At 42.0% G+C, this 23,606-nt stretch carries 24 protein-coding genes; 22 read left to right on the top strand and 2 right to left on the bottom strand.

Translation table 11 applies throughout. The annotated features are described in order from the left end of the window. Positions 1 to 114: 114 nt before the first annotated feature. From H8S07_RS03850 to H8S07_RS03800, 11 genes are all read left to right on the top strand, one after another. Positions 115 to 1,731, top strand: a complete 1,617-nt coding sequence (locus H8S07_RS03850) for a DUF3794 and LysM peptidoglycan-binding domain-containing protein (protein WP_186855446.1) — start codon at positions 115 to 117, stop codon at positions 1,729 to 1,731. 55 nt (positions 1,732 to 1,786) lie between these two features. Continuing rightward, positions 1,787 to 2,665 carry a 4-(cytidine 5'-diphospho)-2-C-methyl-D-erythritol kinase gene (gene ispE / locus H8S07_RS03845; RefSeq protein WP_118287987.1) on the top strand — a complete coding sequence of 293 codons (879 nt, stop codon included), beginning with the start codon at positions 1,787 to 1,789 and terminating at the stop codon, positions 2,663 to 2,665. Continuing rightward, on the top strand, positions 2,662 to 3,342 hold the full coding sequence (locus H8S07_RS03840) for a GntR family transcriptional regulator (protein ID WP_021859677.1): 681 nt from the start codon (positions 2,662 to 2,664) through the stop codon (positions 3,340 to 3,342). Before ispE ends, H8S07_RS03840 begins: the two co-directional genes overlap by 4 nt. Positions 3,343 to 3,418: 76 nt before the next feature. Next, the gene (locus tag H8S07_RS03835) at positions 3,419 to 4,141 is read left to right on the top strand and encodes a stage II sporulation protein R (RefSeq protein ID WP_330598503.1); all 723 of its coding nucleotides are present in this window, start codon (positions 3,419 to 3,421) and stop codon (positions 4,139 to 4,141) included. A gap of 13 nt (positions 4,142 to 4,154) precedes the next feature. Then, complete coding sequence (locus H8S07_RS03830) at positions 4,155 to 5,339, top strand: cation diffusion facilitator family transporter (RefSeq protein ID WP_118287986.1); 1,185 nt, start codon at positions 4,155 to 4,157, stop codon at positions 5,337 to 5,339. Then, positions 5,326 to 6,042 (top strand): acyl-[acyl-carrier-protein] thioesterase, encoded by a 717-nt coding sequence (locus H8S07_RS03825; RefSeq protein WP_330598502.1) that lies wholly within the window; start codon positions 5,326 to 5,328, stop codon positions 6,040 to 6,042. The genes H8S07_RS03830 and H8S07_RS03825 overlap by 14 nt, the downstream gene beginning before the upstream one ends. Before the next feature lie 12 nt (positions 6,043 to 6,054). Continuing rightward, positions 6,055 to 6,894 (top strand): CvfB family protein, encoded by an 840-nt coding sequence (locus tag H8S07_RS03820; protein WP_118287985.1) that lies wholly within the window; start codon positions 6,055 to 6,057, stop codon positions 6,892 to 6,894. A gap of 93 nt (positions 6,895 to 6,987) precedes the next feature. Next, entirely contained in the window at positions 6,988 to 7,221 is a 234-nt protein-coding gene (locus H8S07_RS03815) for a hypothetical protein (RefSeq protein ID WP_021859682.1), read from the top strand. A gap of 329 nt (positions 7,222 to 7,550) precedes the next feature. Next, on the top strand, positions 7,551 to 11,024 hold the full coding sequence (locus H8S07_RS03810; protein WP_186855444.1) for a DNA polymerase III subunit alpha: 3,474 nt from the start codon (positions 7,551 to 7,553) through the stop codon (positions 11,022 to 11,024). 74 nt (positions 11,025 to 11,098) lie between these two features. After that, a complete protein-coding gene (pfkA, locus tag H8S07_RS03805) occupies positions 11,099 to 12,076 on the top strand; it encodes a 6-phosphofructokinase (RefSeq protein WP_021859684.1) in 978 nt (325 codons plus the stop codon). Between the two features lie 18 nt (positions 12,077 to 12,094). Next, positions 12,095 to 12,532 carry a DUF1934 domain-containing protein gene (locus H8S07_RS03800; protein ID WP_021859685.1) on the top strand — a complete coding sequence of 146 codons (438 nt, stop codon included), beginning with the start codon at positions 12,095 to 12,097 and terminating at the stop codon, positions 12,530 to 12,532. Between the two features lie 49 nt (positions 12,533 to 12,581). Here H8S07_RS03800 and H8S07_RS03795 read toward each other — a convergent pair whose 3' ends face one another. Further along, the gene (locus tag H8S07_RS03795; protein ID WP_021859686.1) at positions 12,582 to 13,022 is read right to left on the bottom strand and encodes a hypothetical protein; all 441 of its coding nucleotides are present in this window, start codon (positions 13,020 to 13,022) and stop codon (positions 12,582 to 12,584) included. Positions 13,023 to 13,184: 162 nt separating this feature from the next. Here H8S07_RS03795 and cls point away from each other — a divergent pair, with 162 nt between their 5' ends. Both cls and tig read left to right on the top strand, forming a co-directional pair. Continuing rightward, positions 13,185 to 14,612, top strand: a complete 1,428-nt coding sequence (gene cls, locus H8S07_RS03790) for a cardiolipin synthase (protein WP_408640164.1) — start codon at positions 13,185 to 13,187, stop codon at positions 14,610 to 14,612. A gap of 143 nt (positions 14,613 to 14,755) precedes the next feature. Beyond that, on the top strand, positions 14,756 to 15,856 hold the full coding sequence (gene tig / locus H8S07_RS03785) for a trigger factor (protein WP_021859688.1): 1,101 nt from the start codon (positions 14,756 to 14,758) through the stop codon (positions 15,854 to 15,856). A 171-nt stretch (positions 15,857 to 16,027) separates the two neighbouring features. Here tig and H8S07_RS03780 read toward each other — a convergent pair whose 3' ends face one another. Further along, a complete protein-coding gene (locus tag H8S07_RS03780) occupies positions 16,028 to 17,356 on the bottom strand; it encodes a helix-turn-helix domain-containing protein (protein ID WP_021859689.1) in 1,329 nt (442 codons plus the stop codon). Positions 17,357 to 17,608: 252 nt separating this feature from the next. Here H8S07_RS03780 and H8S07_RS03775 point away from each other — a divergent pair, with 252 nt between their 5' ends. The 9 genes from H8S07_RS03775 to H8S07_RS03740 form a co-directional block, all read left to right on the top strand. After that, positions 17,609 to 18,784 carry a M20 family metallopeptidase gene (locus H8S07_RS03775; RefSeq protein WP_186855442.1) on the top strand — a complete coding sequence of 392 codons (1,176 nt, stop codon included), beginning with the start codon at positions 17,609 to 17,611 and terminating at the stop codon, positions 18,782 to 18,784. A 52-nt stretch (positions 18,785 to 18,836) separates the two neighbouring features. Then, positions 18,837 to 19,118 carry a hypothetical protein gene (locus H8S07_RS03770; RefSeq protein WP_330422626.1) on the top strand — a complete coding sequence of 94 codons (282 nt, stop codon included), beginning with the start codon at positions 18,837 to 18,839 and terminating at the stop codon, positions 19,116 to 19,118. Positions 19,119 to 19,144: 26 nt separating this feature from the next. Then, the gene (gene spoIIID, locus H8S07_RS03765) at positions 19,145 to 19,408 is read left to right on the top strand and encodes a sporulation transcriptional regulator SpoIIID (protein WP_117537033.1); all 264 of its coding nucleotides are present in this window, start codon (positions 19,145 to 19,147) and stop codon (positions 19,406 to 19,408) included. Between the two features lie 249 nt (positions 19,409 to 19,657). Continuing rightward, entirely contained in the window at positions 19,658 to 20,335 is a 678-nt protein-coding gene (locus H8S07_RS03760; protein ID WP_021859692.1) for a TetR/AcrR family transcriptional regulator, read from the top strand. A 98-nt stretch (positions 20,336 to 20,433) separates the two neighbouring features. Further along, positions 20,434 to 21,153, top strand: coding sequence for a CpsB/CapC family capsule biosynthesis tyrosine phosphatase (locus tag H8S07_RS03755; RefSeq protein WP_118519945.1), 720 nt, complete (start codon positions 20,434 to 20,436; stop codon positions 21,151 to 21,153). Between the two features lie 33 nt (positions 21,154 to 21,186). Next, the gene (locus tag H8S07_RS14615; RefSeq protein WP_021859694.1) at positions 21,187 to 21,309 is read left to right on the top strand and encodes a hypothetical protein; all 123 of its coding nucleotides are present in this window, start codon (positions 21,187 to 21,189) and stop codon (positions 21,307 to 21,309) included. A 69-nt stretch (positions 21,310 to 21,378) separates the two neighbouring features. Further along, positions 21,379 to 22,386: an LCP family protein gene (locus H8S07_RS03750; RefSeq protein ID WP_186855441.1), complete on the top strand. Its 1,008-nt coding sequence runs from the start codon at positions 21,379 to 21,381 to the stop codon at positions 22,384 to 22,386. Positions 22,387 to 22,440: 54 nt separating this feature from the next. Further along, positions 22,441 to 23,184, top strand: coding sequence for a YveK family protein (locus H8S07_RS03745; protein ID WP_021859696.1), 744 nt, complete (start codon positions 22,441 to 22,443; stop codon positions 23,182 to 23,184). Further along, the coding region (locus H8S07_RS03740; protein ID WP_186855440.1) for a CpsD/CapB family tyrosine-protein kinase at positions 23,184 to 23,606 on the top strand (423 nt) is incomplete at its 3' end. The genes H8S07_RS03745 and H8S07_RS03740, both read left to right, overlap by 1 nt.

Genomic DNA, 23,606 nt, shown 5'->3' with positions numbered 1-23,606 from the left:
GAATGATGGGGGCGGATTGTGAGAGTGCGCAGCACGGAACAATCCGTGGGTATCATAAAGGATGGTTATAGCTTGATGAAAAACAATAAATAACAGGAAAGTGAGGTTGTCAAAATGGAGCAAAAAGATTATGAAACTCTGACATGCGAGACGCAGGAATTTAGGAGATACAGCCAGGGAAAAACGATTGTAGATCAGTTTTATGTGGATCAGGACTATAACGTGCCGGATGCCAAAAGTGATGTGCAGCGTGTGATCCTGAATGAAGGTACATTGCGCATCGAAGAGCAGAAAATTGTGGACAATTACATACGGATCAGCGGAAAGATACAGTTTCGCATGCTTTATGTGACGGATGATTCTGAGAAACGGCTGTCATCTCTGGAAGGAAGATTTCCATTTGAGGAGCTGGTTTATGCAGAGAAAGTGCCGGAGGGCAGTTTATTTATCAAGAGTTCACAGACGGAACTTACCGTAACGGTGATCCATTCAAGAAAGCTTGGAATCAAAGCACTCGTAGAATTACAGGTTTGTTCGGAACAGCAGAAAGAAGAACATCTGACAAGCGATATTTACAGAGAAGGAAGACGGGGGGAAGAAGGCAGCGAATACGCAGACGGACTGTGCAGAAAGAAGAGACAGGAGACACTTCTGAAAATGCATACGATGAAGCGTGATACATACCGGATCAAAGAAGAAGTACAGATTGGCGGGACAAAAGAAAATATCGGCACATTACTGTGGACCGAAGTCACTCCGGGAAAACTGGACACAAGGATTGGGGAGGAAGTACTTCTGCTGCAGGGTGAAATGCTTGTGTTCTGTTTTTATGAATCGCCGGATGGAAGGCTGGACTGGATAGAGCAGACGGTGGCATATGAAGGAAAGATTCCGTGTTATGGAGCAAAAGATTCCATGTATCACCAATTGTATCCGGTATTTACAGATGTGGCAGTGGAATCGCGCATGGACGAGGAAGGAGAAGTAAGAATTCTTGGCGTGGAAGCAACGCTGGATATGCGGCTGATCGTCTATGAAGAAGTAGAAATGGATGTGCTGGAGGATGCCTATGCGCTGGATGGTGAGTGTGAGATAAAATATAAGGACTGTCCGTGCGAAAAATTACTGATGCAGAATCATACCAAATGTAAAGTGACAGAGAAGCTGACACTTCCGGAGATTAAAGAAGATATTTTACAGATTTGCCACAGCACAGGAAGAGTGGAAGTGGAGAGTACACAGATTACAGAGAAAGGAATCGAAGTGGAAGGTGTATTGCATATCCAGTTTCTTTATATCAAATCAGACGATGAAATCCCGTTTGATGTATGGCAGGGAATGGTTCCGTTTACTGCATTTCTGGAAAGTAATGAGACGAACGATCGGATGCAGGTGGATCTGACGTGGTGCATCGAACAGTTAAATGTCGGACTGCTTGGAAATGCAGAAGTAGAAGTAAAAGCAGTACTTGCATTTCACGGATTCCTGAAAGAAGAAGTGAAAATACGCTGCCCGCAGGAAATGATCTGTCTCCCGTTTGATGCAGAAAAACTGGAAAAACAGCCGGGAATCGTAGGCTACATCGTAAAAGAAGGAGATACGCTCTGGGATCTCGCAAAGCGTTACGGCACAACCGGAGAGAGGATTCTTGAGATGAATGACTGTGAAAAGAATGGACTGAAATCTGGGGATAAAATATTGATTTTTAAGGAAAGTTTAAGTATACTGTAGGTAAATTGTATACAAGATACAAGGTATAGGGTAAAAAGTACAAGGAGAACAAAAGATGGACAGATTAGAACTGAAAGCACTTGGAAAAATTAATCTTGGTCTGGATGTGCTGGGAAGACGGGAGAATGGCTACCATGACGTGCGTATGGTTATGCAGACCGTTTATCTCTATGACCGTATTATTATGAAGAAGAGTAAGACACCGGGGATCAGACTTGAGACGAATCTCTATTATCTTCCGGTAAATGAGAATAATCTGGCTTATCAGGCTGCACAGATGCTGATGGACGAATTTCATATGGAAGAAGGTGTTTCCATACAATTGGATAAACACATTCCGGTGGCAGCAGGCATGGCAGGCGGAAGCTCGAATGCGGCAGCAGTTCTTTTTGGAATGAACCGGATGTTTTCACTTGGCCTGAGTCAGAAAGAACTGATGGAACGAGGTGTTAAGCTCGGTGCAGATGTTCCGTACTGTATTATGCGCGGAACCGTGCTGGCAGAAGGAATCGGAGAGATTCTGACACCATTATCCCCGATGCCGAAATGCTATGTTCTTATTGCAAAACCGGCAATAAGTGTATCGACGAAGATGGTCTATGAGAAACTGGATTCTCACGAAATCGAAGATCATCCGGATATCGACGGTATTTTAGCAGGATTAAAAGCCGGAGATCTGAAGAAAGTTGCAGGCAGCATGGGCAATGTACTGGAGCGTGTAACTGTGGATGCTTATCCGGTGATCGACCAGATTAAGAAAATGATGATAAAAGAGGGCGCGCTGAACGCTATGATGAGCGGAAGCGGACCGACTGTATTTGGAATCTTTGAAGAGAAAGCAACGGCAAGAAAAGCTGCCGATGCGATCCGGGATGCGAGACTGACAAAACAGGTTTATGTGACGAATATACACAATGCAAGGAGAAAAAGATGAAAGAACCGAAATTTAATGTGACAATGAATGAATATCTGCCTCTGCGTGATGTTGTATTTAATACATTAAGACAGGCAATTCTGCGCGGAGAGCTGAAACCGGGCGAGCGTCTGATGGAGATCCAGCTCGCAAATAAGCTTGGCGTCAGCCGTACACCGATCCGTGAGGCGCTTAGAAAGCTGGAGCTGGAAGGTCTGGTAAATATGGTGCCGCGAAAAGGTGCCGAAGTTGCAGACATTACAGAGAAGAGTCTGCGCGATGTACTGGAAGTAAGAAAAGCGCTGGAAGAATTATCCGTACAGCTTGCGTGTGAGAAGATCACAGAGGAAGAGATCGAGGAACTGAAACGGGTAGCAGAGCGATTTAAAGATACACTGGATGATCAGGATGTAACAAAAATCGCGGAAGCTGATGTGGCATTTCACGATGTTATTTATACGGCAACAGATAATCAGAAGCTGATTCTGCTGCTTAACAATCTGCGTGAGCAGATGTATCGTTACCGGGTGGAATATCTGAAAAAAGAAGAAGCATATCCGCAGCTTATCGCAGAGCATGAAGAACTGATCGATAATATTTCAAAGAGAAATAAAGAAGAAGCAACCCGCATCATGTGCGAACATATCGACAATCAGGTTGCAACCGTGATCAATGTTATTCACACAAAAAAAGTTTAAAAGGATTTGAAAATATTTGTATAAATTCCTGTGAAATGTGAAGACTCCCAATAAAAGAAAGGAGTACATAGAACAGGTGAGATATATAAATATAAAAACTTATAGAATTCAGAAGGCAGTCTGTGTTATACTGAGCGTCTGCGCCGCATGTCTTTTATTTTATGTGTTGTGTGACTGTGAAGAAATCAGGGCGCAGAGAGCAATTGATAAGACGCAGGAAAAACTTGCAAAAGAAGTATTGAGATTTCATGTTCTGGCGAACAGCGACAGCAATGAAGACCAGAAAGTGAAAAGGCAGGTCCGGGATGCCGTGCTTGTATACGGAAGCCGGTTACTGAAAAGCGATAGAAATAAAGATACATCTGCAGATGCTGACAGCATGGAACAGGAAGTATCAAGAGCAGAGGCAGAGCGACTTGTGAGGGAGTATTTGCCGGAATTTGAGCAGGAAGTAAACCGGGTGCTTAAAAAAGCGGGTGTAAATTACCGTGCGAAGGCAGTGCTGACAGATGTCTATTTCCCGGAGAAATACTATGGAAATATCTGCTTTCCGAAGGGATGGTACCGGGCATTAGAGATAAGACTTGGGAAAGCCACAGGGCATAACTGGTGGTGTGTGTTGTATCCGAGCATGTGTTTTACAGAGGCGGTCTGTGTGACACCGGATGAAAAAGGCAGAGAGAACTTAAGAGAAATGCTGGATGCAGATGCGTATGAACTGGTGACGAAGCCGGAAAAGTTCCGGTTAAAAAGCTATTTTTTCGGTGAGAAGCTGAACCGGTGGCTGGCAGACAGATAGAGGAGGAAATGTCATGACAGAGTTTCTGATTAGACATTTTGTAGAAAATTATGAAGATGTGGAAAAGGTGTCTGTGCGGACAGCATATGGAGTGCTGGCGAGTGTCACGGGCATCTTTTGCAATCTTTTTTTATTCGGACTGAAATGGTGTATTGGATTTTTCCTGCACAGTATTTCCATTATGGCAGATGCATTTAATAACCTGTCGGATGCAGGTTCATCCATCATCAGTCTGGTTGGAGTGAAGATTGCAGAGAGACCGGCAGATGAAGAGCATCCGTTCGGACATGGAAGAGTGGAATATATTGCGGCGCTGGTCGTCGCATTTCTTGTGCTGGAAGTCGGATTTACATTTTTTAAAGATGCCATTTCTAAAATAAGACATCCACAGGAAATGCGATTCCAGTTATTTTCGGTAGTTGTATTGATCCTGTCCGTTGCGGTCAAGTTGTGGATGAGCTACTTTAATAAGAAATTGGGAAAAAGGATAGATTCCAAAGTGATGATGGCGGTGTCGGCAGATGCGATCGGCGATGTCATTACGACATCGGCAACGATATTTTCAGTTGTATTTTTAAAGCTGACCGGGTATAATATCGACGGATTTATAGGTCTGGGTGTATCCCTTGTCGTTATGTGGGCAGGTGTCGGTATCGCAAAAGATACGCTGGAGCCATTGATCGGTCAGGCAGTAGATCCGAAAGTCTATTTACAGATCACGAATTTTGTGGAAAAATATGACGGTGTAGTTGGCAGCCACGATTTGATCGTACATAATTACGGACCGGCAAAGAGTATGGCATCAATCCATGCGGAAGTGCCGAATAATGTGGATATTGAAGAATCTCATGCCGTCATTGACCGGATTGAGCGAGAAGCCATGAAGAAGATGGGACTTTTCCTTGTGATCCATATGGATCCGGTTGAGACAGAAGATAAAAAAGTGCTGGCGATCAAAAAAGATGCCGAAGAGATTATAAAAGAGATGGACAAGCGTGTCAGCATCCATGATTTCAGGGTAGTAGGAGGTAGGGATCATAAGAACCTGATCTTTGATATGGTGATTCCTTACGAATATGATAAAGAGAAACAAAATGACTTAAGAGAAGAGTTTGCTCGCAGACTCCGGGAAAAAAATGACCGGTATCATGCGGTGATCACAATGGAAAGGAGCTATGTGGCAAGTGCAGCAGAATAATCATTATACATTTGACAGCAAAGTGCGGTTCAGCGAAGTCGATCATACCGGCCGTATTACCTTACCGGGGATTATCAACTATTTCCAGGACTGCAGTACATTCCAGTCGGAAAGTATCGGACTTGGCGTGGACTATTTTGCGGAACATAACAGAGCCTGGATACTAACTTACTGGCAGGTCGTGATCGAAGAATATCCGCGACTTGCGCAGGAGATTAATATAGCGACATGGGCGACAGAATTTAAAAGCATGTTGGGAAAGCGTAATTTCTGCATGACAGATACAGAAGGAAAGAAACTTGCATATGCCAATTCTGTCTGGGCATATATGGATATGAAAAAAGGACGCCCGGTGCGGCCGTCCGCAGAAGAAGTAGAACCGTACGGAAGCGGAGAACCACTGGAGATGGATTATCAGCCAAGGAAGATAAAACTTCCGGAGAGTGCGGTAAAAAAAGAGCCGTTTGCAGTGCGAAAATATCATATCGATACGAACGAACATGTGAATAACTGTCAGTATGTACAGATGGCAATGGAATATATCGAACATACCGGGGATATCAGGCAGGTTCGTGTAGAATATAAAAATTCGGCAGTGTATGGAGATATCATTGTGCCGAAAGTGGCAGCAGAGGAAACAAGAACGGTAGTGGAGCTTTGTGATGAGTCGGATCGGATCTTTGCGACCGTTGAATTCAGCTAATAGGAGAAAAAGATGAATTTACAGAATGAATTAGGAAAAAGAAGAAGTTTAATGGTAGTAAAAATCGTAGATTTCGGTGTATATCTCGGAACAAAAGATGAGAAGGTTCTGCTTCCGAAGAAAGAAGTGCCTGCCGGTATTGAAGTCGGAGATCCGATCGAAGTATTCTTATACAAAGATTCATCCGACCGTATCATTGCAACCACCCGCATACCAAAGCTGATGATGGGAGAAGTGAAGGTACTGGAAGTTGCTGACACAGCGAGAATCGGTGCATTTCTGGACTGGGGTCTGGAAAAAGACCTCCTGCTTCCGTTCCGCGAGCAGACAGCAAAAGTCTCCAAGAAAGACAAAGTATTAGTTGCTCTGTATGTGGACAAGAGCGGAAGACTGTGCGCAACGATGAAAGTGTATGATAAGCTCCGCACAGATGCGCCATACGAGAAAGACGCAGAAGTGAAAGGACGCATTTACGAGATCAGTGATAACTTTGGCGCGTTTGTCGCAGTAGATGATAAATATTCTGCGCTGATCCCGAAGAGAGAAGCGTACGGCAATCTGAAAGTCGGCATGGAAGTCGAGTGTCGCGTAACAAAAGTGCACGAAGACGGAAAACTAGATCTAAGTGTCAGAAAGAAAGCGTTTGAGCAGATGGATGATGATGCAGTCATGATTCTGGGCTATGTAGAAAAAAATGGTGGAAGTATTCCATTTACTGACAAATCTGATCCTGAAAAAATCAAGGAAACTTTTGGAATTAGTAAAAATGCATTCAAAAGAGCAGTTGGCAGATTATTTAAAGAGCATAAGATACAAATTAAGGAGAATGGAATTGAACTTGCGAAAAAATAGGTTCTTGAAATCCTAAAAAAATAAGGTATAATTAGTAGCGTGAGAAAAAGAAAAGAGCTTATCAAGCGTGAATAATGGAAGGAGAGCAATAGAATGAAAGTACAGAATATCAAAGACATCGACGCATTTTTTAAGACAGTTGACGATTGTTCAGGAAGAGTTGAATTAGTAACAGGAGAAGGAGACAGACTGAACCTGAAATCTAAATTATCTCAGTATGTTTCTATGGCAAACATCTTCTCAGGCGGAGAGATCCCGGAGCTTGAGATCATCGCTTATGAGCCGGAAGATACAGACAGACTGATCAAATTCATGATGAACAACTAATTAGAATCAGGTCGCAAAGAGATATGAGAAGGCAGATGGCAGGATATGCTATCTGCCTTCTTGCGTGTATAGGCTTCAGAGAAAGCTGACGTTACAACGTGCACTAATGTTATGCAGATTATGATTATGAAAAATTTAGTTCGGGATAACAAAAAACGCTATCATGGGTGGAAATGTGGTATAATATTCGAGATACCAGGGGCAAAAGCCTGAAACCACTATGTGCAGGCACATGAGTGGTTTTATGGAACAATTCGTATGGTATCTTAACAAAATGAAGAAATATAAGAATACATAAATTATAAAATAAAAAGGAGTCGGAATAGATTATGAGTTTTGCGCATCTGCATGTCCATACGGAGTTCAGTCTGCTGGATGGTTCCAATAAAATCAAAGAATGTGTTTCCAGAGTGAAAGAACTGGGAATGAACAGTGTGGCGATCACGGATCATGGAGTTATGTTTGGCGTGATCGATTTTTATCGTGCGGCAAAGGCAGCAGGGATCAAGCCAATCCTTGGATGTGAAGTGTATGTTGCGCCCGGCTCCCGTTTTGATAAAGAGGCAGTTGGCAATAATGATGACAGATATTATCATCTCGTACTTCTGGCAGAAAATGAGACCGGTTATTACAACTTAATGAAGATTGTATCCAGAGGATTTACAGAAGGCTACTATTATAAACCGCGTGTCGATATGGAACTATTGGAGCAATACCATGAGGGAATCATTGCTTTGAGTGCTTGCCTTGCAGGAGAAGTGCAGAAGAATATTCTCCGGGGAATGTATGGTGAGGCAAAGGCTGCAGCGTGCCGGTACAAAGATATTTTCGGAGAAGGAAATTTCTTTCTGGAACTGCAGGATCACGGAATGGAGGAGCAGAAACTGGTAAACCAGTCGCTGCTTCGTATGTCGCAGGAGACAGGAATTGAACTGGTGGCAACGAATGATATCCACTATACTTACGCAGACGATGTGAAGCCACATGACATCCTGCTCTGTATCCAGACTGGCAAGAAGTTGGCAGATGAAGACCGTATGCGTTATGAAGGCGGGCAGTATTACATTAAGTCCGAAGAAGAGATGCGAAAATTATTTCCATATGCACAGGAAGCAATCGATAATACACAGAAGATTGCGGACCGCTGCAATGTGGAGATTGTATTTGGTGAGAAGAAGCTGCCGAAATATGATGTGCCGGATGGTTTTACTTCCTGGGAGTATCTGAATAAATTATGTTATGAAGGACTGGAAAGACGGTATCCGGGAGATGATCCGAAGATCCGTGAACGTCTGGAATACGAGCTTAGCGTTATTAAACGTATGGGGTATGTAGATTATTTCTTGATTGTATGGGATTTTATCAAATATGCAAGAGACCACGGCATCAGTGTCGGACCGGGACGAGGTTCGGCAGCCGGAAGTATTGTATCCTACTGTCTAGGTATTACAAGTATTGATCCGCTCCGGTATCAGCTCCTGTTTGAGCGTTTCCTGAATCCGGAACGTGTATCTATGCCGGATATTGACGTGGACTTTTGCTTTGAACGAAGACAGGAAGTCATTGATTATGTTGTGCGGAAATATGGAACTGACCGGGTGGTGCAGATCGTAACGTTCGGTACAATGGCGGCGCGCGGCGTTATCCGCGATGTAGGGCGTGTTATGGACCTTCCGTATGCATTTGTAGATGGAATCGCCAAAATGATCCCGAAAGAACTGAATATTACACTGGGGAAAGCATTACAGTCCAGTCCGGATTTCAAAAAAGCTTACGATAACGATCCGCAGGTAAAAGAGCTGATCGATATGTCCATGCGTCTGGAAGGACTTCCGAGACATACATCCATGCATGCAGCCGGTGTCGTGATCAGTCAGAAAGCAGTAGAAGAATACGTTCCGCTTTCGGTAGGTTCGGATGGTTCGGTTGTCACACAGTTTACAATGACAACGCTGGAAGAGCTGGGACTTCTGAAAATGGATTTCCTCGGTCTCCGGACGCTGACTGTTATTCAGGATGCAGTGCGCCTGGCAGAAAAGAGTTCCGGTAAAGAGATTGACATCAATGCGATTGATTATAACGATAAAAAAGTACTGGATTACGTCGGAAGCGGCGAGACAGATGGTATATTCCAGTTGGAAAGTGGCGGTATGAAAGGGTTCATGAAGGAACTGAAACCACAGAATCTGGAAGACATTATCGCCGGTATCTCGCTGTACCGTCCGGGACCGATGGACTTCATTCCACAGTATATTAAGGGAAAGAACCATCCAGAGTCGATCACTTACGACTGCCCGCAGCTGGAGCCGATCCTTGCGCCGACTTACGGTTGTATCGTATATCAGGAACAGGTTATGCAGATCGTACGTGATCTTGCCGGATTTACACTGGGACGAAGCGATCTTCTGCGCCGTGCCATGTCCAAGAAAAAGGGGGACGTGATGCAGAAAGAACGGCAGGCATTTGTCTACGGAGACGAAGAAGGCGGTGTGCCGGGCTGTATCGCAAATGGAATTGACGAGAAGACGGCAAATAAGATCTATGATGAGATGATTGATTTCGCCAAATATGCATTTAACAAGTCACATGCGGCGGCTTACGCAGTTGTATCTTATCAGACAGCCTGGTTAAAATATTATTATCCGGTAGAGTTTATGGCGGCGCTTATGACGTCTATGATCGATAATCCGCCGAAGGTTGCAGAATATATTTATAGCTGTCGTCAAATGGGAATCGAGATCCTGCCACCGGATATCAATGAAGGTGTCGGTAACTTTTCGGTACAGGACGGAAAAATCCGTTATGGCCTTGCGGCGATTAAGAGTATCGGTCGTCCGGTCATTGAATCAATCGTAAGAGAGCGGAATGAACGCGGAAAATTTAAGACACTGAAAGATTTTATCGAGCGCCTTTCCGGAAAAGAAGTGAATAAACGTACGATCGAAAGTTTTATCAAATCCGGTGCATTTGACGGGCTTGGAGGCACGAGAAAACAGTTCATGATCATTTATGTGCAGATTGTGGATCAGGTGAACCAGGAGCGCAAATATTCCATGGCAGGACAGCTTTCGCTGTTTGATATGGTGGACGATGACCAGAAAGCAGAATTTGATATTCCATTGCCGAAGGTCGGAGAATATGAAAAAGAGACAAGGCTTGCATTTGAAAAAGAAGTGCTGGGCGTCTATCTGACTGGACATCCGATGGAAGAATACGAAGAAAAATGGAGAAAGAGTATTTCCAAAACGACGTTGGACTTCCAGCTTGATAAAGAAACCGGTGCAGCGAAAGTGCATGATGGCGCAAAAGAGATCATCGGAGGAATTATCGCGACGCTTGCCATTAAGTATACGAAGACCAATAAAACGATGGCGATCCTGACACTGGAAGATCTGCTCGGAACAGTGGAAGTAGTCGTATTTCCGAGAGATTATGAAAAATACAAAGAATATCTGCAGGAAGAAAATAAAGTATTTATCCGCGGACGCGTATCGGAAGAAGATGACGCACCGAGCAAACTGATCTGCGAATCGGTAGTTCCATTTTCCCAGACACGCAAAGAACTGTGGCTCCAATATGCAGACAAAGATACATTTCTTGCACAGGAACAGATGCTCTATGACCTGATTGGAAACTCTGACGGAAGAGACGAAGTTGTCATTTACTGCAAGAAAGAACGTGTTGTAAAACGGCTTGGAAGGAACCGGAATGTACAGGTTGAAACTGGCTTATTAAGCAGGCTTATGAACTATCTTGGCGACTCTTGCGTGAAAGTAATCGAAAAAAACATTGAAAACATTTGATAATTCATGTAAAATGGTGCACGGATGGATAAATTATATTAAAATAAGTAAGGATAAATGATGGAGGGATGATCATGGCAGACAAAACAATACGTACGATTGGTGTTCTTACCAGTGGTGGAGATGCACCGGGAATGAATGCGGCAATCCGTGCAGTAGTAAGAACAGCATTGGGTAAAGGCCTGAAAGTCAGAGGAATCAGAAAAGGTTACCAGGGTCTTATGAACGAGGAAATTATTGACCTGTCAGCCAGAGACGTATCAGACATTATCGAGCGTGGAGGAACAATTCTCCAGACAGCACGCTGTAAAGAGATGCGTACAGAAGAAGGACAGCAGAAAGCAGCAGCTATCTGCAAAAAATATGGAATTGACGGACTGGTTGTAATCGGTGGAGACGGTTCCTTTGCAGGAGCACAGAAGCTTGCAAACTTAGGAATCAATACGATCGGACTCCCAGGAACAATCGACCTGGATATCGCATGTACCGAGTATACGATCGGATTTGATACAGCAGTTAATACTGCAATGGAAGCAATTGATAAAGTACGTGATACTTCTACTTCCCATGAGAGATGTTCTATTATCGAGGTTATGGGAAGAGATGCCGGATATCTGGCACTCTGGTGCGGTATTGCCAACGGAGCTGAGAAGATCCTGATGCCGGAAGAGCATGACTTTGATGAAGCAGCAATCATCAAAGATATTCAGGAGAGCAGAAAACGTGGTAAGAAGAATTATATCATCATCAATGCAGAAGGTATCGGAGATTCTATCAATATGGCGAAGAGAATCGAAGAAGCAACCGGTATGGAAACAAGAGCAACTGTTCTGGGACACATGCAGCGTGGTGGAAGCCCGACATGTAAAGACAGAGTGTATGCTTCTATTATGGGTTCAAAAGCAGTAGACCTTTTGCTGGAAGGAAAGTCAAACCGTGTCGTTGGTTACAAACATGGTGAGTACATTGATTTCGATATTGATGAAGCACTTGGAATGCATAAGAGTATCCCGCAGTATCAGTATGACATTGCAAAACAGCTTGCGCTGTAAGAGAATGAGATAAGAATGATGACGAAGGATGTATTATTAACAATTTCCGGTCTTCATTATGATGAATTTTCCGGTCGGGAGGATGACAACGAGCCAATCGAAGTCATCACCCCGGCTGCTTATTATCTCAAGAATAATAAGCATTACATTATATATGAAGAAGTTGTGGAAGGTATGCCGGGAAGTATTAAGAACAAGATACGGATATCCGGGGAAGATCAGCTTGAGATATTAAAGAGCGGTCTTTCAGGCACGCATATGGTATTTGAAAAAGACAAGATCCATATGACGCCGTATGAGACGCCGTATGGTGAGCTTCTCCTTGGCATATATACAAAGGATCTGAAAGTAGAAGAATCCGACGACCGGATCAATATCCGGATAAATTATGAGCTGGATATTAATGGCGATAAAGTTGCCGACAGTGAGATTAAGATGTGTGTAAAAGCAAAATAAAAAGGACAGGTCGGTAAAAGCCTGTCCTTTTTATAAAATCATTTTCATTTTACTTGTTTCTCAGTCTTGCGAAGAATCCCTTTTTCTTTTCCGGTGTTTCAAGCGGACCACGAAGTCCTTTGACACCTGTAATGTAAATACCACTGACTGTGGCTTTTACTTCTTTCTTAACAGGGATTGTAGGATAAACCTGAGCATCGCACATCAGAGTCATTACCTTCGGTCCAACCTTTGCTTTAACAACCGGTACTTTGGAACGGCGAAGATACTTCGGCGTGTTCTCCAGTACGATCGGCGGGAAACCTGCATCTTTGAGACGAATACGACCTTTATCAATAACCAGCATGGATACGGTCTGCTTAACAGCATCTAACTGTTCCTGCTGTTCGGCCTGCTTCTTCTCAGCTCTTTTCCCGAGGAAATATAATGCAATGCATGCAATGATTAAAACGACTAAGATCACTAATAAGACAATCGTTAATTTACTCACAGCGAACCTCCTAAAATCTGTTTTTCACGAAGTACATTGTATCATTCTTTTGACGCAAGTGCAAGAGATTTGAGATTTTAGCAGGGAACTTACATAACAGGGGAGGTGTTTAGAATGTTTATTGCGGCAGGTCATATGATCAGTGAAGCATATTTATGGCTGATGGATCATTTATTTATCATCAATCTCGTATTTTCAATTCTGATTATTTTCTTTCAAAGACGGGATCCGACGACCGTATGGGCATGGCTTCTGCTGCTTTATTTTCTGCCGGGACTTGGATTTATTCTCTACCTTGTATTAGGGCAGAATTTCCATAAAGACCGGATGTTCAAGATGAAAGAAATTGAGGGCGAGATCAAACATGCGGTGCGAAGGCAGGAAGAATCGATCTATCGGCGGAAGTTGAAACTCCGTGATCCGGAACTGGAGCGTTTTAAGAGCCTGATTCTCTATAATCTGAATGAAGGGGAGGCGGTGCTTACCGATAATAACGATATCCGTGTGTATACAGACGGAAGGGAGAAATTTGATGCACTGTTATCCGAGATGGATCATGCGAGAAATTATATTCATTTGCAGTATTATATCATCAGGAATGATGAACTCTGGCAGGAAATTGAGGAAGTACTTTTAAGAAAAGCCAGACAGGGTGTGGAGATCCGAGTCCTTTTTGACAGTATGGGATGTCGTGGAATGAAGAACAGCGATTGGGATCGTCTGGAAAAAGCCGGCATTCAGGTGGCAGAATTTTTTCCGGCAGTATTAGGAAAACTGCAGCTTCGTGTGAATTACCGAAACCACCGGAAGATTGCAGTGATCGATGGAAGAATCGGCTTTGTCGGCGGATTTAATATTGGAAGAGAGTATCTGGGAAAAGATGAGAAATTCGGATACTGGAGAGATACCCACATTTGTATCGAAGGAGCGGCGGTCACTTCGCTTGCAGTCCGTTTTGCACTGGACTGGAATTATGCAGCGAGAGATAATATTTTTCTGGAGGATCATTTGTTTGAACTGCCGACTTATATCCGGAACGGGCGTGATCCGGTGCAGATCATTTCCAGCGGACCGGACTCACATAGTCAGGAAATCCGTAACAATTATCTGCGCCTGATCCATATGGCAAGAAAAAATATTTTTATACAGACGCCGTATTTCATACCAGATGATGATATCCGGGACGCGCTTATTATCGCAGCAAAATCCGGAATTGACGTGCGCGTGATGATCCCGTGTAAGCCGGATCACCCATTTGTATACTGGGCGACTTATTCTTACATCGGTGAGATGGTGGAGGCGTGCGTGCGATGTTTTACTTATGATAATGGATTCCTGCACAGCAAATGCCTGTGTATCGACGGCCTTGTCACCTGCATGGGAACTGCCAATATGGATATCCGTAGCTTTGCACTGAATTTTGAAGTAAATGCAGTAATCTATAGTGCAAGGACAACAAAACAGTTGGAAGACGCATTTGAAAATGATATGACAAAAAGCTCTCTTGTGACAAAGAAATCTTACGAGCAGAGAACGCTTTTGATCCGCTTCAAAGAGCAGTTCTGCAGGCTGTTGTCTCCGGTGCTTTAATTCGACAGGATAATGCCCGCCAACATAGCGTGTTCTGTGAAATAAATGTGAAAAGGGTAGGCATAAGGGGGAGAATGTGGTATAACATAATAAGGCTATGGGTTCGCATGTGCGAATGCGTAAATATATTTTCGAGGTGAACTATGAAAAAGAAAGCAGCAGTATTATTAACAGGAATTATGACGGCATCTCTTCTGTTGTCAGGATGTCAGAGCAGTAAAGGAATCGAGAATGACAACTTGAAGATTTCACAATACAAGGGTGTGGAAATTGATGAGGTAGACAAAGCTGACGATGTAACGGATAAGGACGTGACAAGTTTCATTGATTCTGTTCGGGAGTCTAATGCGAAGACAAAGACGATCAAGAATCGTGCAGTTAAGAAAGGTGACACCGTTACAATCGACTTCGTTGGTAAGATGAATGGCAAGAAATTCGACAACGGATCTGCAAATAACCAGAAGTTAAAGATCGGATCGAACACATTTATCGAGGGATTTGAAGACAGTATCATCGGACACAAAGTTGGGGACAAGTTCGTATGGAATGGAAAATTCCCAAAGAACTATTCTGAAGAGCTTGCAGGTAAGAAAGTAAGTTTTACAATTAAGGTAAAAGCAATCATAGAGTCCAAGACACCGGAACTGAACGATGCATTTGTTAAGAAAGTTTCAAGTAAATCCAAGACAGTTGCAGAGTATAAGAAAGAAGTAAAGAAAAAACTGGAGCAGGAAGCACAGGATACATATACAGAATCTGTTGAGAGTGGCGCATGGGAGAAAGTTCTGTCTAATACAAAAGTGAAGAAGTATGACGAGAAAGAACAGAAGAAGATGGAAAACGCATGGATCAGCCAGTACAAACAGTATGCAAAAGCTTACAACATGGATTATAGCAAGTTCCTTGAGCAGCAGATGGGTATGACAGAAGAAGAATTCAACAAACAGGTAAAAGCTGCTGTTAAAGATACGATGAAGCAGAACATGGTAACAGAAGCGATCGCAGACAAAGAGAACATCAAGATGAGCAAGAAAGACTACAATAAAGAGCTGAAAGCAATTGCCAAGAGTTATGGATACAGCTCTAATGTAGATGCGCTCAAGAAAGCATTTGAAGAGCAGGATCTGAAAGATGCGGCACTGAAGAATATGGTAAAAGAATGGCTTGGAAAGAACTGCGTTCAGGTTGCTAAGAAGTCCAGCGATTCAAAGAGCTCCAGTGATTCAAGCAGCTCAAGCAACTAATCGGACAGCTGCATAGAGCAAAATATGAGATTTAATTTCAATAATAAAAACAGCGTCACAGGAATGATTTTTAAATCGTTTCTGTGACGCTATTTTTATATGATAGAAAATTGCATTTCTTATTATGTAAAAGCCTCCGGCGGGATGAGTGATTTACTGATCTCTTAAATACTATAATTTTAACCGGTAAACTTTAACCGGACGCCCCTTAGAAGTAGTTGACCTTGTGTGGGCAATAGTAGCGGCACCGCCATTTTCCAGATTGCGGAGAATGCGGTTTGCATTCCGGACAGTAACGCCCATATGGTCTGCCAGCTCATTTGTTGTAAGTTCGTATGAACCGGTCATTTTGATGATGGAGGTCAGTTTCTGGATCGTTAAGGTAGAGAGTTTGCAATTCTCTGCAATTTTAAAGATGTTATCCGGAAGATTTTGCGGAAAACTCGGAAGCTGTGAAGAACCGAGCGGTCCGATGAGCTGATTGGTCTCGTTCATCACAAAACTTCCATCTGTATTCCAGGATTCCCGCAGGGCATTTTCCGCATGCTTTTTCGCATCTGTAATATTTTTCCCGATTCCATAACCAACTGCGGCAGAGATGTCGTAATTTTTTTTCAACATTGCGATAATATGTCCAACCTCGAAGTTTTTGGTAATCATGGCAACTACACGGTGAGTGGTATAAATGTAGTAAACGTTGGATTCTTTCTGCAAAATGGCGTCGATCAGAAACTCTTTCTTGATATTCTGAATAGCGTCTTCCAGTATTTGGTCAGTTTTATCAGAAACAGACGGTTCATGCGCAGCAATTGCGATTGCTGCAGGCAGATTCTCGCGGTATTTTTCCAGCCGGATCTGGGACAATAATTCCTTGATCTGGGATTCTAACTGGTCTTTTACAGGATAAAGAAAATAATAAGGAACTCCGTGTTCTTCTAATAAGGGGATTGTACTGCTGTAAGAGCAGAATACCATATCGATTTTATCCTGTTTCCAAAGATCGATAATTTTCAATGCAATATTCATTTCAATCATGGAAAAATCGCCGGTTGTACTTTTATTTGCCCATTGATCCATCGTAAGTGCCAGATTATTTAAATCCAGTTCATGGATGAGATAATCAACAGAAGCATGTTCATAATTGCCCGGTGATTGAATAATCGGAAGCATAAAGTCAAAAATACAGCGCTTTGGATCCAAATCACGTCGCTCAAGAAAAAATTTTACAAGAGCGTGGTAAAAGGAAATCATATCTGCGTGAAAAGATACAACTGGCTTTTTAAATTCTCCTACATGATGTTCGATTGCAGACAGGGCTGTTGTACCACTGACCATAAAACCGTCAGCAATGGTTTCGTATTTTTTATAGATATCTGCGATGTGTTCAAAATTTGTATAATCTGCGATTGTGACATCACATTCTTCTTTAAATTCTTCAAAAGCTTTTTCAACAAAAGGATGAAGATATGTACTCGTTATAATTACAATCTTTGTTTTCATGAAATTCTCCTTTCCTTTGTATATTTTACTGAAAAAATGCACATAATTCAAGGCGAAAAATTGTAAATTATAGCAAAAATCAAAAGGAGCTATAGAAAAGTGTTGACTGATATATTGAATACGGCTATGATTATTCCATAAATATTCCATAAGTATTCCGCAAATATTCCGGAAATATTCTAAATATATTCTACAATTTAAAAATTAGAGTAAAGTATGAAAGAAAGATGCTATTAAGAAGGAGGAGACGATATGAACTATTATGAGAGAGCGAAGGAACTGAGCGAAGAGACCGTTGCTAACCGCCGCTATCTTCATACGAATGCAGAAGTTGGCTTAAATATGCCAAAAGCGCAGGCATTTGTTATGGGAAAATTAAAAGAATATGGCTTAGAGCCAAAAGAATGTGGTCATGGTGTGACGGCAACACTGGGAAAGGGTGGAAAGGTTCTGATGCTTCGGGCAGATATGGATGCACTTCCGATGCCGGAAGAGAGTGGGGAACCGTTTGCATGTCCGTCCGGTCAGGAAGCACATGCGTGCGGACACGATTTCCATGCAGCAATGCTTTTAACAGCGGCAAAGATGCTGAAGGAAAATGAATCTGAATTACAGGGAACAATTAAGTTTATGTTCCAGCCGGCAGAAGAGACTTTTGAAGGAAGCAAAGATATGATTGAGAACGGAATACTAGAGAATCCAAAAGTTGATGCCGCACTTGCCTATCATGTGGCAGCAGGACAGATGCCGGTAGGAATTTTTATGTATAACGATAACGGAACAATGATGTATTCCGTGGACGGATTCAGGATTGATATTAAAGGAAAAGGTTCGCACGGTGCATATCCACAGAATGCCATTGATCCGATCAATATTGGAGTTCACATTTACACAGCTCTGGAAGCAATCATGGCAAGAGAGGTCGATCCGACAAAAGCATGTGTTATGACAGTCGGTAAATTTGAAGGCGGAACAGCTGCAAATATCATCCCGGATACGGCAGTAATCGAAGGAACAATCCGCAGCAATGATAAGCAGGCGAGAGAACTTATGGTACGAAGAATGAAAGAAGCAGCAGTAAAGACAGCAGAAAGTTACGGCGGAACGGCAGAGATTACCATGCTTTCAGAAGTGCCACCTCTGATCTGTGATCCGAAACTGACCGATGAGATTGTAGGATATATGAAAGAAATGAATATTCCTGGTTTAACTCCATATCCGGGAATTTCAGCAAGCGCATCGGAAGATTTTGCAACAATTGCGGAGAAGATTCCATCTACATTTATCTATCTGTCAGCAGGATATACAGATGAGAGAGGACAGTATGGTGCACACAATCCGAAAGTGCAGTTCAACGAAGACGTGTGTCCGATCGGTTCAGGATGCCTCGCACATTGTGCAACACAGTGGTTAAAAAATAACAATTAAATATAGAACGACAGCAAAAAAGGAAGAAAAGGCCAATGAGCCATTAATTCCTTTGAAATTATTTAAAAATACTCAGTATACAGTGCTTCTGATTATTGGGTTTATCTGTTATTTTTATCAAACAGCTATGAATGTGTATGCACCGATCGGAGCAATGAAAGTTATGGGCACATCTATCATCATTTACTTTGTAGCATTGACAATTACCGGTATTGCAGAAAGTTACCGATCTGTATCCATTACACCAAGCGCACAGGCAACATTGCAGCCGGAAGATATGGGAGTAGGAAAATCGAATCAGACATACATTAAAAAACCCCTGCATAGATTGTAAAAAACAAACTATGCAGGGGTTTTTATATGAAAGATTACATCGAAGAGCGGGCGGTAGAGATTGCATATTATATCATTGAACATGAAGCAACGGTGCGACAGACAGCAAAACAATTTGGAGTGAGCAAGAGCACGATACATAAAGATGTGACAGACCGTCTCCTGGCGATCAACCCGGCGCTTGCAAAGGAGGCAAGAAAAGTCCTGGACAGAAATAAATCTGAACGGCATATCAGAGGCGGACTGGCTACAAGAGAAAAATATTTGCACCGGCATCTTGAAGAAAAATAATGACTTTTAAATGTCGTGAATCAAGTACTATAATAAAGGTCTGAAAATGTGGTAGTAGAGACAGGCGGGAGAATGTGTTCAGGCATTTTCTTCTGCCTGTCTCTGTGATGAAAAAAGATAATAACAGACAAAACAGATTGGCATATATTAAGTCAATAGAAAATATAAATGACACTTTCAGAGTAAACGGGAATGTGGTACGATAGGTGATGAATTGGAGAAAGTTACAGCAGAATCGAGAGGAAAAATATGATTACAAGAAATTTTCGGAGAGAACAGAAGAGAAAGCGCGTAATGGCATATTTTATCAATGCAACGATAGAATTGATGGAAGAAATCGGGATTGAGAATCTGACGATCCGAAAAGTTGCAGAACGTGCCAAATATAACAGCGCAACTTTATACAATTATTTTGACAGCCTGGATGAGCTGGAAATGTTTGCAAGTGTGAAATGTCTGAATGAGTATGTAAAAACATCGCAGATCAAATATTCAGAAGGCAAGAGTATGAGAGAATGGTATCTTGGAGAATGGAGATGTTTTTGCGAGCAGGCATTTCGTCATCCACGCATTTATAACTTCTTATTTTTCAGCCCGCTTGGGGAGACAAATATGACGGAGATATTTCGTCGGTATTATGAAATTTTTCCACAGGAAAAAGTAGAAGAAATAGAAGAATACGAAGAATTTATGGCAAATGGAGATTTTTATAAAAGAAATCAAATGCTTCTGACAAAAGTATTGCAGGAAAAAGAATATAATCTGACAGATAAAGAAATCAGTGAGTTAAATGAGATGAGTATCCTGATTTTCAGAGGAATGCTGGAGACCATGCGCATTGATAAAAACAAACCTACACTTGCGCAGGCTGTTCATCGCACAGTGCAGTATCTGGAGAATACACTGCGGGTATATCATTTGGTATAAAAAGGTTGCAGTTTGTCAAGCTTTGTGATAATATACATAAGAATTATTAGAGAGTTATATATATAAATGGTTAGAGTTATAAAAATTGGTTAGAAGTTATGAGTAAGATAGATTTTCATTCCCACATTCTGCCGGGAATAGATGATGGAGCCAGGAATTTGGAGACATCGTATAATATGCATCAGATGGCCAGACAACAAGAAGTAGATCTCATGCTGGCGACACCCCATTTTTATGCGTCACAAGACAGAATTGATAACTTTTTAAAGAGGCGTGAAGAAGCTTGGGTTCAGTTCCACGACACTGTCGAAGCGTCGGAAGAGACAGAACCCCGGATTATACTCGGTGCCGAGGTGGCTTTTTTTGACGGAATCAGCCGTGCACGGGATATTGAAAAACTGACCATTCAGGGAACAAATTTAATGTTGCTTGAAATGCCTTTTGAAGTATGGAATAGCCAGCAGATAAAGGAAGTAGAGTATCTGATAAAGGAGCGAAAGTTTCAGATAATAATCGCACATTTAGATCGCTTCCTGTGGATCCCCGGTAATAAAAAGTGGATAAAAGAACTACTGGAACTTCCAGTTTCCATTCAGATCAATGCAGATGCATTTGACAGCTGGATGCACACCAGAAATCTTGTAAAGTTATTTAAAGAAGGAAAAGCACATGTTCTGGGAAGTGATTGCCATGGCGCACATCACAGAGTGCCGAATTTGCAAGATGGTCGTGATATTTTAGAGAAAAAAGCCGGAAAAGAAGTACTGGAACAGATTGACAGACAGGGGGAAAAGCTACTGTCTGCGATTTTGAAATAAAGTCAGTATATTATAGAGAGGAGTATATGTGATATGACAAAGAAGAAAGTGATTGTATGCAGTGTGATATTAGGAGTTATATTAATTGGACTTCTGGCATGTGAAGTCATGTACCCGACAGGCGGGCAGGCAATGATCAAAAATCTGATGGGTTAAGATAAAACGTATAACATTAAATAAGAAGCAAAAGGATAATTACATACAGACATATGAAAGAAGGCTCTTATGAAGAAGCAATACGAAGAACAGGCAGAAAAAAAACGACTGAAAAAGAAAAGTATTATTGCGATTGTGCTTATTATTTTTATGATAGGAGTGATCGCTGGGATTTCCCAAATAGCCGATTCGCGGACGGTGGGTGTACAGAGTACAGATACGGAAAAAGATGAGTCCATTGTTTACAAAGGAGAGACGTACGTTCCGAAGAAAAATATTTCTACATATTTAATAGCGGGAATTGATTCTTCAGACAAGATTAAGAAGCTCAAAGAGTATGATGGAACCGGACAATGCGATACACTTGCTTTGGTTGTACAGGATCGGAGTACAGACACTTGTAAGACATTAACAATTGACCGTAACACGATGACAAATGTAAAAAGCCTGAGTGATAAGGGAGAATATCTCGCTACTACGAAGATTCAACTGTCACTGGCACATGCGATGAGTCTGGATCATAAAAAACGGGCGGAAAATACAGTAGATGCGGTATCAAATCTGTTTGATGGACAGAAGATTGACGGATATGCCATGGTTAATATGGGAGCGATTGTTCCGGTGAATGATATGGTTGGTGGCGTAAGTGTGAAAATTACAGACGAATTTCCAGGAAGCAAAACACTTATAAAAGGAAAGACGGTCACTTTAAAAGGAACCGATGCAGAAACATTTGTCCGCGAGCGTAAAGACGTTGGTGACGGACTGAACGACAACCGTATGAAACGGCAGCAGGTATATGAAGTTGCATTTAAACAGGCATTTTATAAGAAATGCAATGAAAATAAAAAGTTTCCACTGGAAGTTTACAATACATTGCAGGATTATATGACGACGAATATTACAGCGCAGCAGTTTTCCAAGCTTGCAGTATTGATGGCGTCTGCCAAAGCTGATACAAAACTGACGGTGAAAGGAAAAGAAGGTTTTGACGATGACGGATGGCAGACATTTACACCAGATAAGGACAGCTTAAAACAGGTTGAACTGGAGCTGTTTTATAAGAAACAAAAATAACGACAGAGTACTGTCGTTGATAAAGGTATGAAAGGGATAATAAGGAGAAGCAACATGAACCAAAAACAATCAAATGATGAATTGGAAATTGATTTGCTGGAAGTGGCAGGGATGCTTTTAGAAAAATGGCATTATTTACTGGTCTGCTTTTTAGCAGGAGCCGTGTTATTTAATGCATTTGCATTTTTCGGCATTAAGCCAACTTATGAATCAACAGCCAAACTTTACATTGTAACAACATCTGAAAACTCCGTGGTGAATTTAAATGATCTGAACCTCGGAACTTCACTGACATCCGACTATGAACAGTTAATGCTCAGCTATCCGGTATTAGATAAGGTAATCAAAAAACTGGATCTGAATACAACATCAGAGAATCTGAAAAAGGCATATACTTTAACTAATCCGGATGATACACGAATCCTGGAGATTAAAGCGACAAGTACAGATCCGGAGAAAGCAAAAGAGTTAGCTGATACGATGGCGGAAGTGGCAATGGATTATCTGCCGGACACAATGAGTGCGATGACACCCAACTTTGCACAGCATGCGAAAGTTGCAGATCATAAGGCGAATCCAAGCTATGGCAAGTATACAATCATGGGCGCATTGTTAGGACTGATAGCCTGTGCAGGTGTACTAATCGCAGGATATCTGATGGATGATACGATCCACTCATCCGAGGATATGGAGAAATATTTTGATCTTGTTCCATTGACTTCTATTCCAGATAGTGATCTGTTTATTGAGAGCGAATCAGATATGAAAAAAACAAGAAAAAGGAGGGGAAGAAGATAATGAAAGAATTAGCAATTAATCTTCCGGAACTTCCATATGCAGTAGAGGAAGCAATGAACCGTCTGCGTATTAATATTAAGTTTTGCGGAAATGATACAAAGAAGATCCTGATGACAAGCTGTCTTCCGAATGAAGGAAAGAGTACAGTAGCAATCTTCTTATGGAAAATGCTTGCAGAAGCCGGATTCCCGACAGCCTTCGTAGATGTAGATCTTCGTAATTCCGTTGTAAGAAAAAGATACGATGTAGATTATAATGAAGAGACAAGTGGTCTGAATCATTATTTGTCTGGAATGGCAGAGTATGAGGATGTAGTATATAAGACAAACATTCCAGATGCATACATGGTACCATGTACACAGCTTTTGGAGAATCCGTCTCCGCTTTTGGAAGATGCACGATTTAAGCAGTTATTAGATAAG

The sequence above is a fragment of the Dorea hominis genome (assembly GCF_014287705.1).
GTDB classification, from domain to species: Bacteria; Bacillota; Clostridia; order Lachnospirales; family Lachnospiraceae; genus Dorea_D; species Dorea_D hominis.
Note: the sequence above shows the minus strand (reverse complement) of the source record. Positions and strands in the feature narration are given on the sequence as shown.

Coding starts and splice junctions, on each gene's coding strand:
- H8S07_RS03840 (WP_021859677.1), top strand. CDS start 2,662: ATGAAAGAACCGAAATTTAATGTGACAATGAATGAATATCTGCCTCTG.
- H8S07_RS03820 (WP_118287985.1), top strand. CDS start 6,055: ATGAATTTACAGAATGAATTAGGAAAAAGAAGAAGTTTAATGGTAGTA.
- H8S07_RS03745 (WP_021859696.1), top strand. CDS start 22,441: ATGAACCAAAAACAATCAAATGATGAATTGGAAATTGATTTGCTGGAA.
- H8S07_RS03780 (WP_021859689.1), bottom strand. CDS start 17,356: ATGAAAACAAAGATTGTAATTATAACGAGTACATATCTTCATCCTTTT.
- H8S07_RS03850 (WP_186855446.1), top strand. CDS start 115: ATGGAGCAAAAAGATTATGAAACTCTGACATGCGAGACGCAGGAATTT.
- H8S07_RS03810 (WP_186855444.1), top strand. CDS start 7,551: ATGAGTTTTGCGCATCTGCATGTCCATACGGAGTTCAGTCTGCTGGAT.
- H8S07_RS03760 (WP_021859692.1), top strand. CDS start 19,658: ATGATTACAAGAAATTTTCGGAGAGAACAGAAGAGAAAGCGCGTAATG.
- cls (WP_408640164.1), top strand. CDS start 13,185: ATGGATCATTTATTTATCATCAATCTCGTATTTTCAATTCTGATTATT.
- H8S07_RS03830 (WP_118287986.1), top strand. CDS start 4,155: ATGACAGAGTTTCTGATTAGACATTTTGTAGAAAATTATGAAGATGTG.
- H8S07_RS03775 (WP_186855442.1), top strand. CDS start 17,609: ATGAACTATTATGAGAGAGCGAAGGAACTGAGCGAAGAGACCGTTGCT.
- H8S07_RS14615 (WP_021859694.1), top strand. CDS start 21,187: ATGACAAAGAAGAAAGTGATTGTATGCAGTGTGATATTAGGAGTTATA.
- spoIIID (WP_117537033.1), top strand. CDS start 19,145: ATGAAAGATTACATCGAAGAGCGGGCGGTAGAGATTGCATATTATATC.
- H8S07_RS03750 (WP_186855441.1), top strand. CDS start 21,379: ATGAAGAAGCAATACGAAGAACAGGCAGAAAAAAAACGACTGAAAAAG.
- H8S07_RS03815 (WP_021859682.1), top strand. CDS start 6,988: ATGAAAGTACAGAATATCAAAGACATCGACGCATTTTTTAAGACAGTT.
- H8S07_RS03800 (WP_021859685.1), top strand. CDS start 12,095: ATGACGAAGGATGTATTATTAACAATTTCCGGTCTTCATTATGATGAA.
- ispE (WP_118287987.1), top strand. CDS start 1,787: ATGGACAGATTAGAACTGAAAGCACTTGGAAAAATTAATCTTGGTCTG.
- pfkA (WP_021859684.1), top strand. CDS start 11,099: ATGGCAGACAAAACAATACGTACGATTGGTGTTCTTACCAGTGGTGGA.
- H8S07_RS03755 (WP_118519945.1), top strand. CDS start 20,434: ATGAGTAAGATAGATTTTCATTCCCACATTCTGCCGGGAATAGATGAT.
- tig (WP_021859688.1), top strand. CDS start 14,756: ATGAAAAAGAAAGCAGCAGTATTATTAACAGGAATTATGACGGCATCT.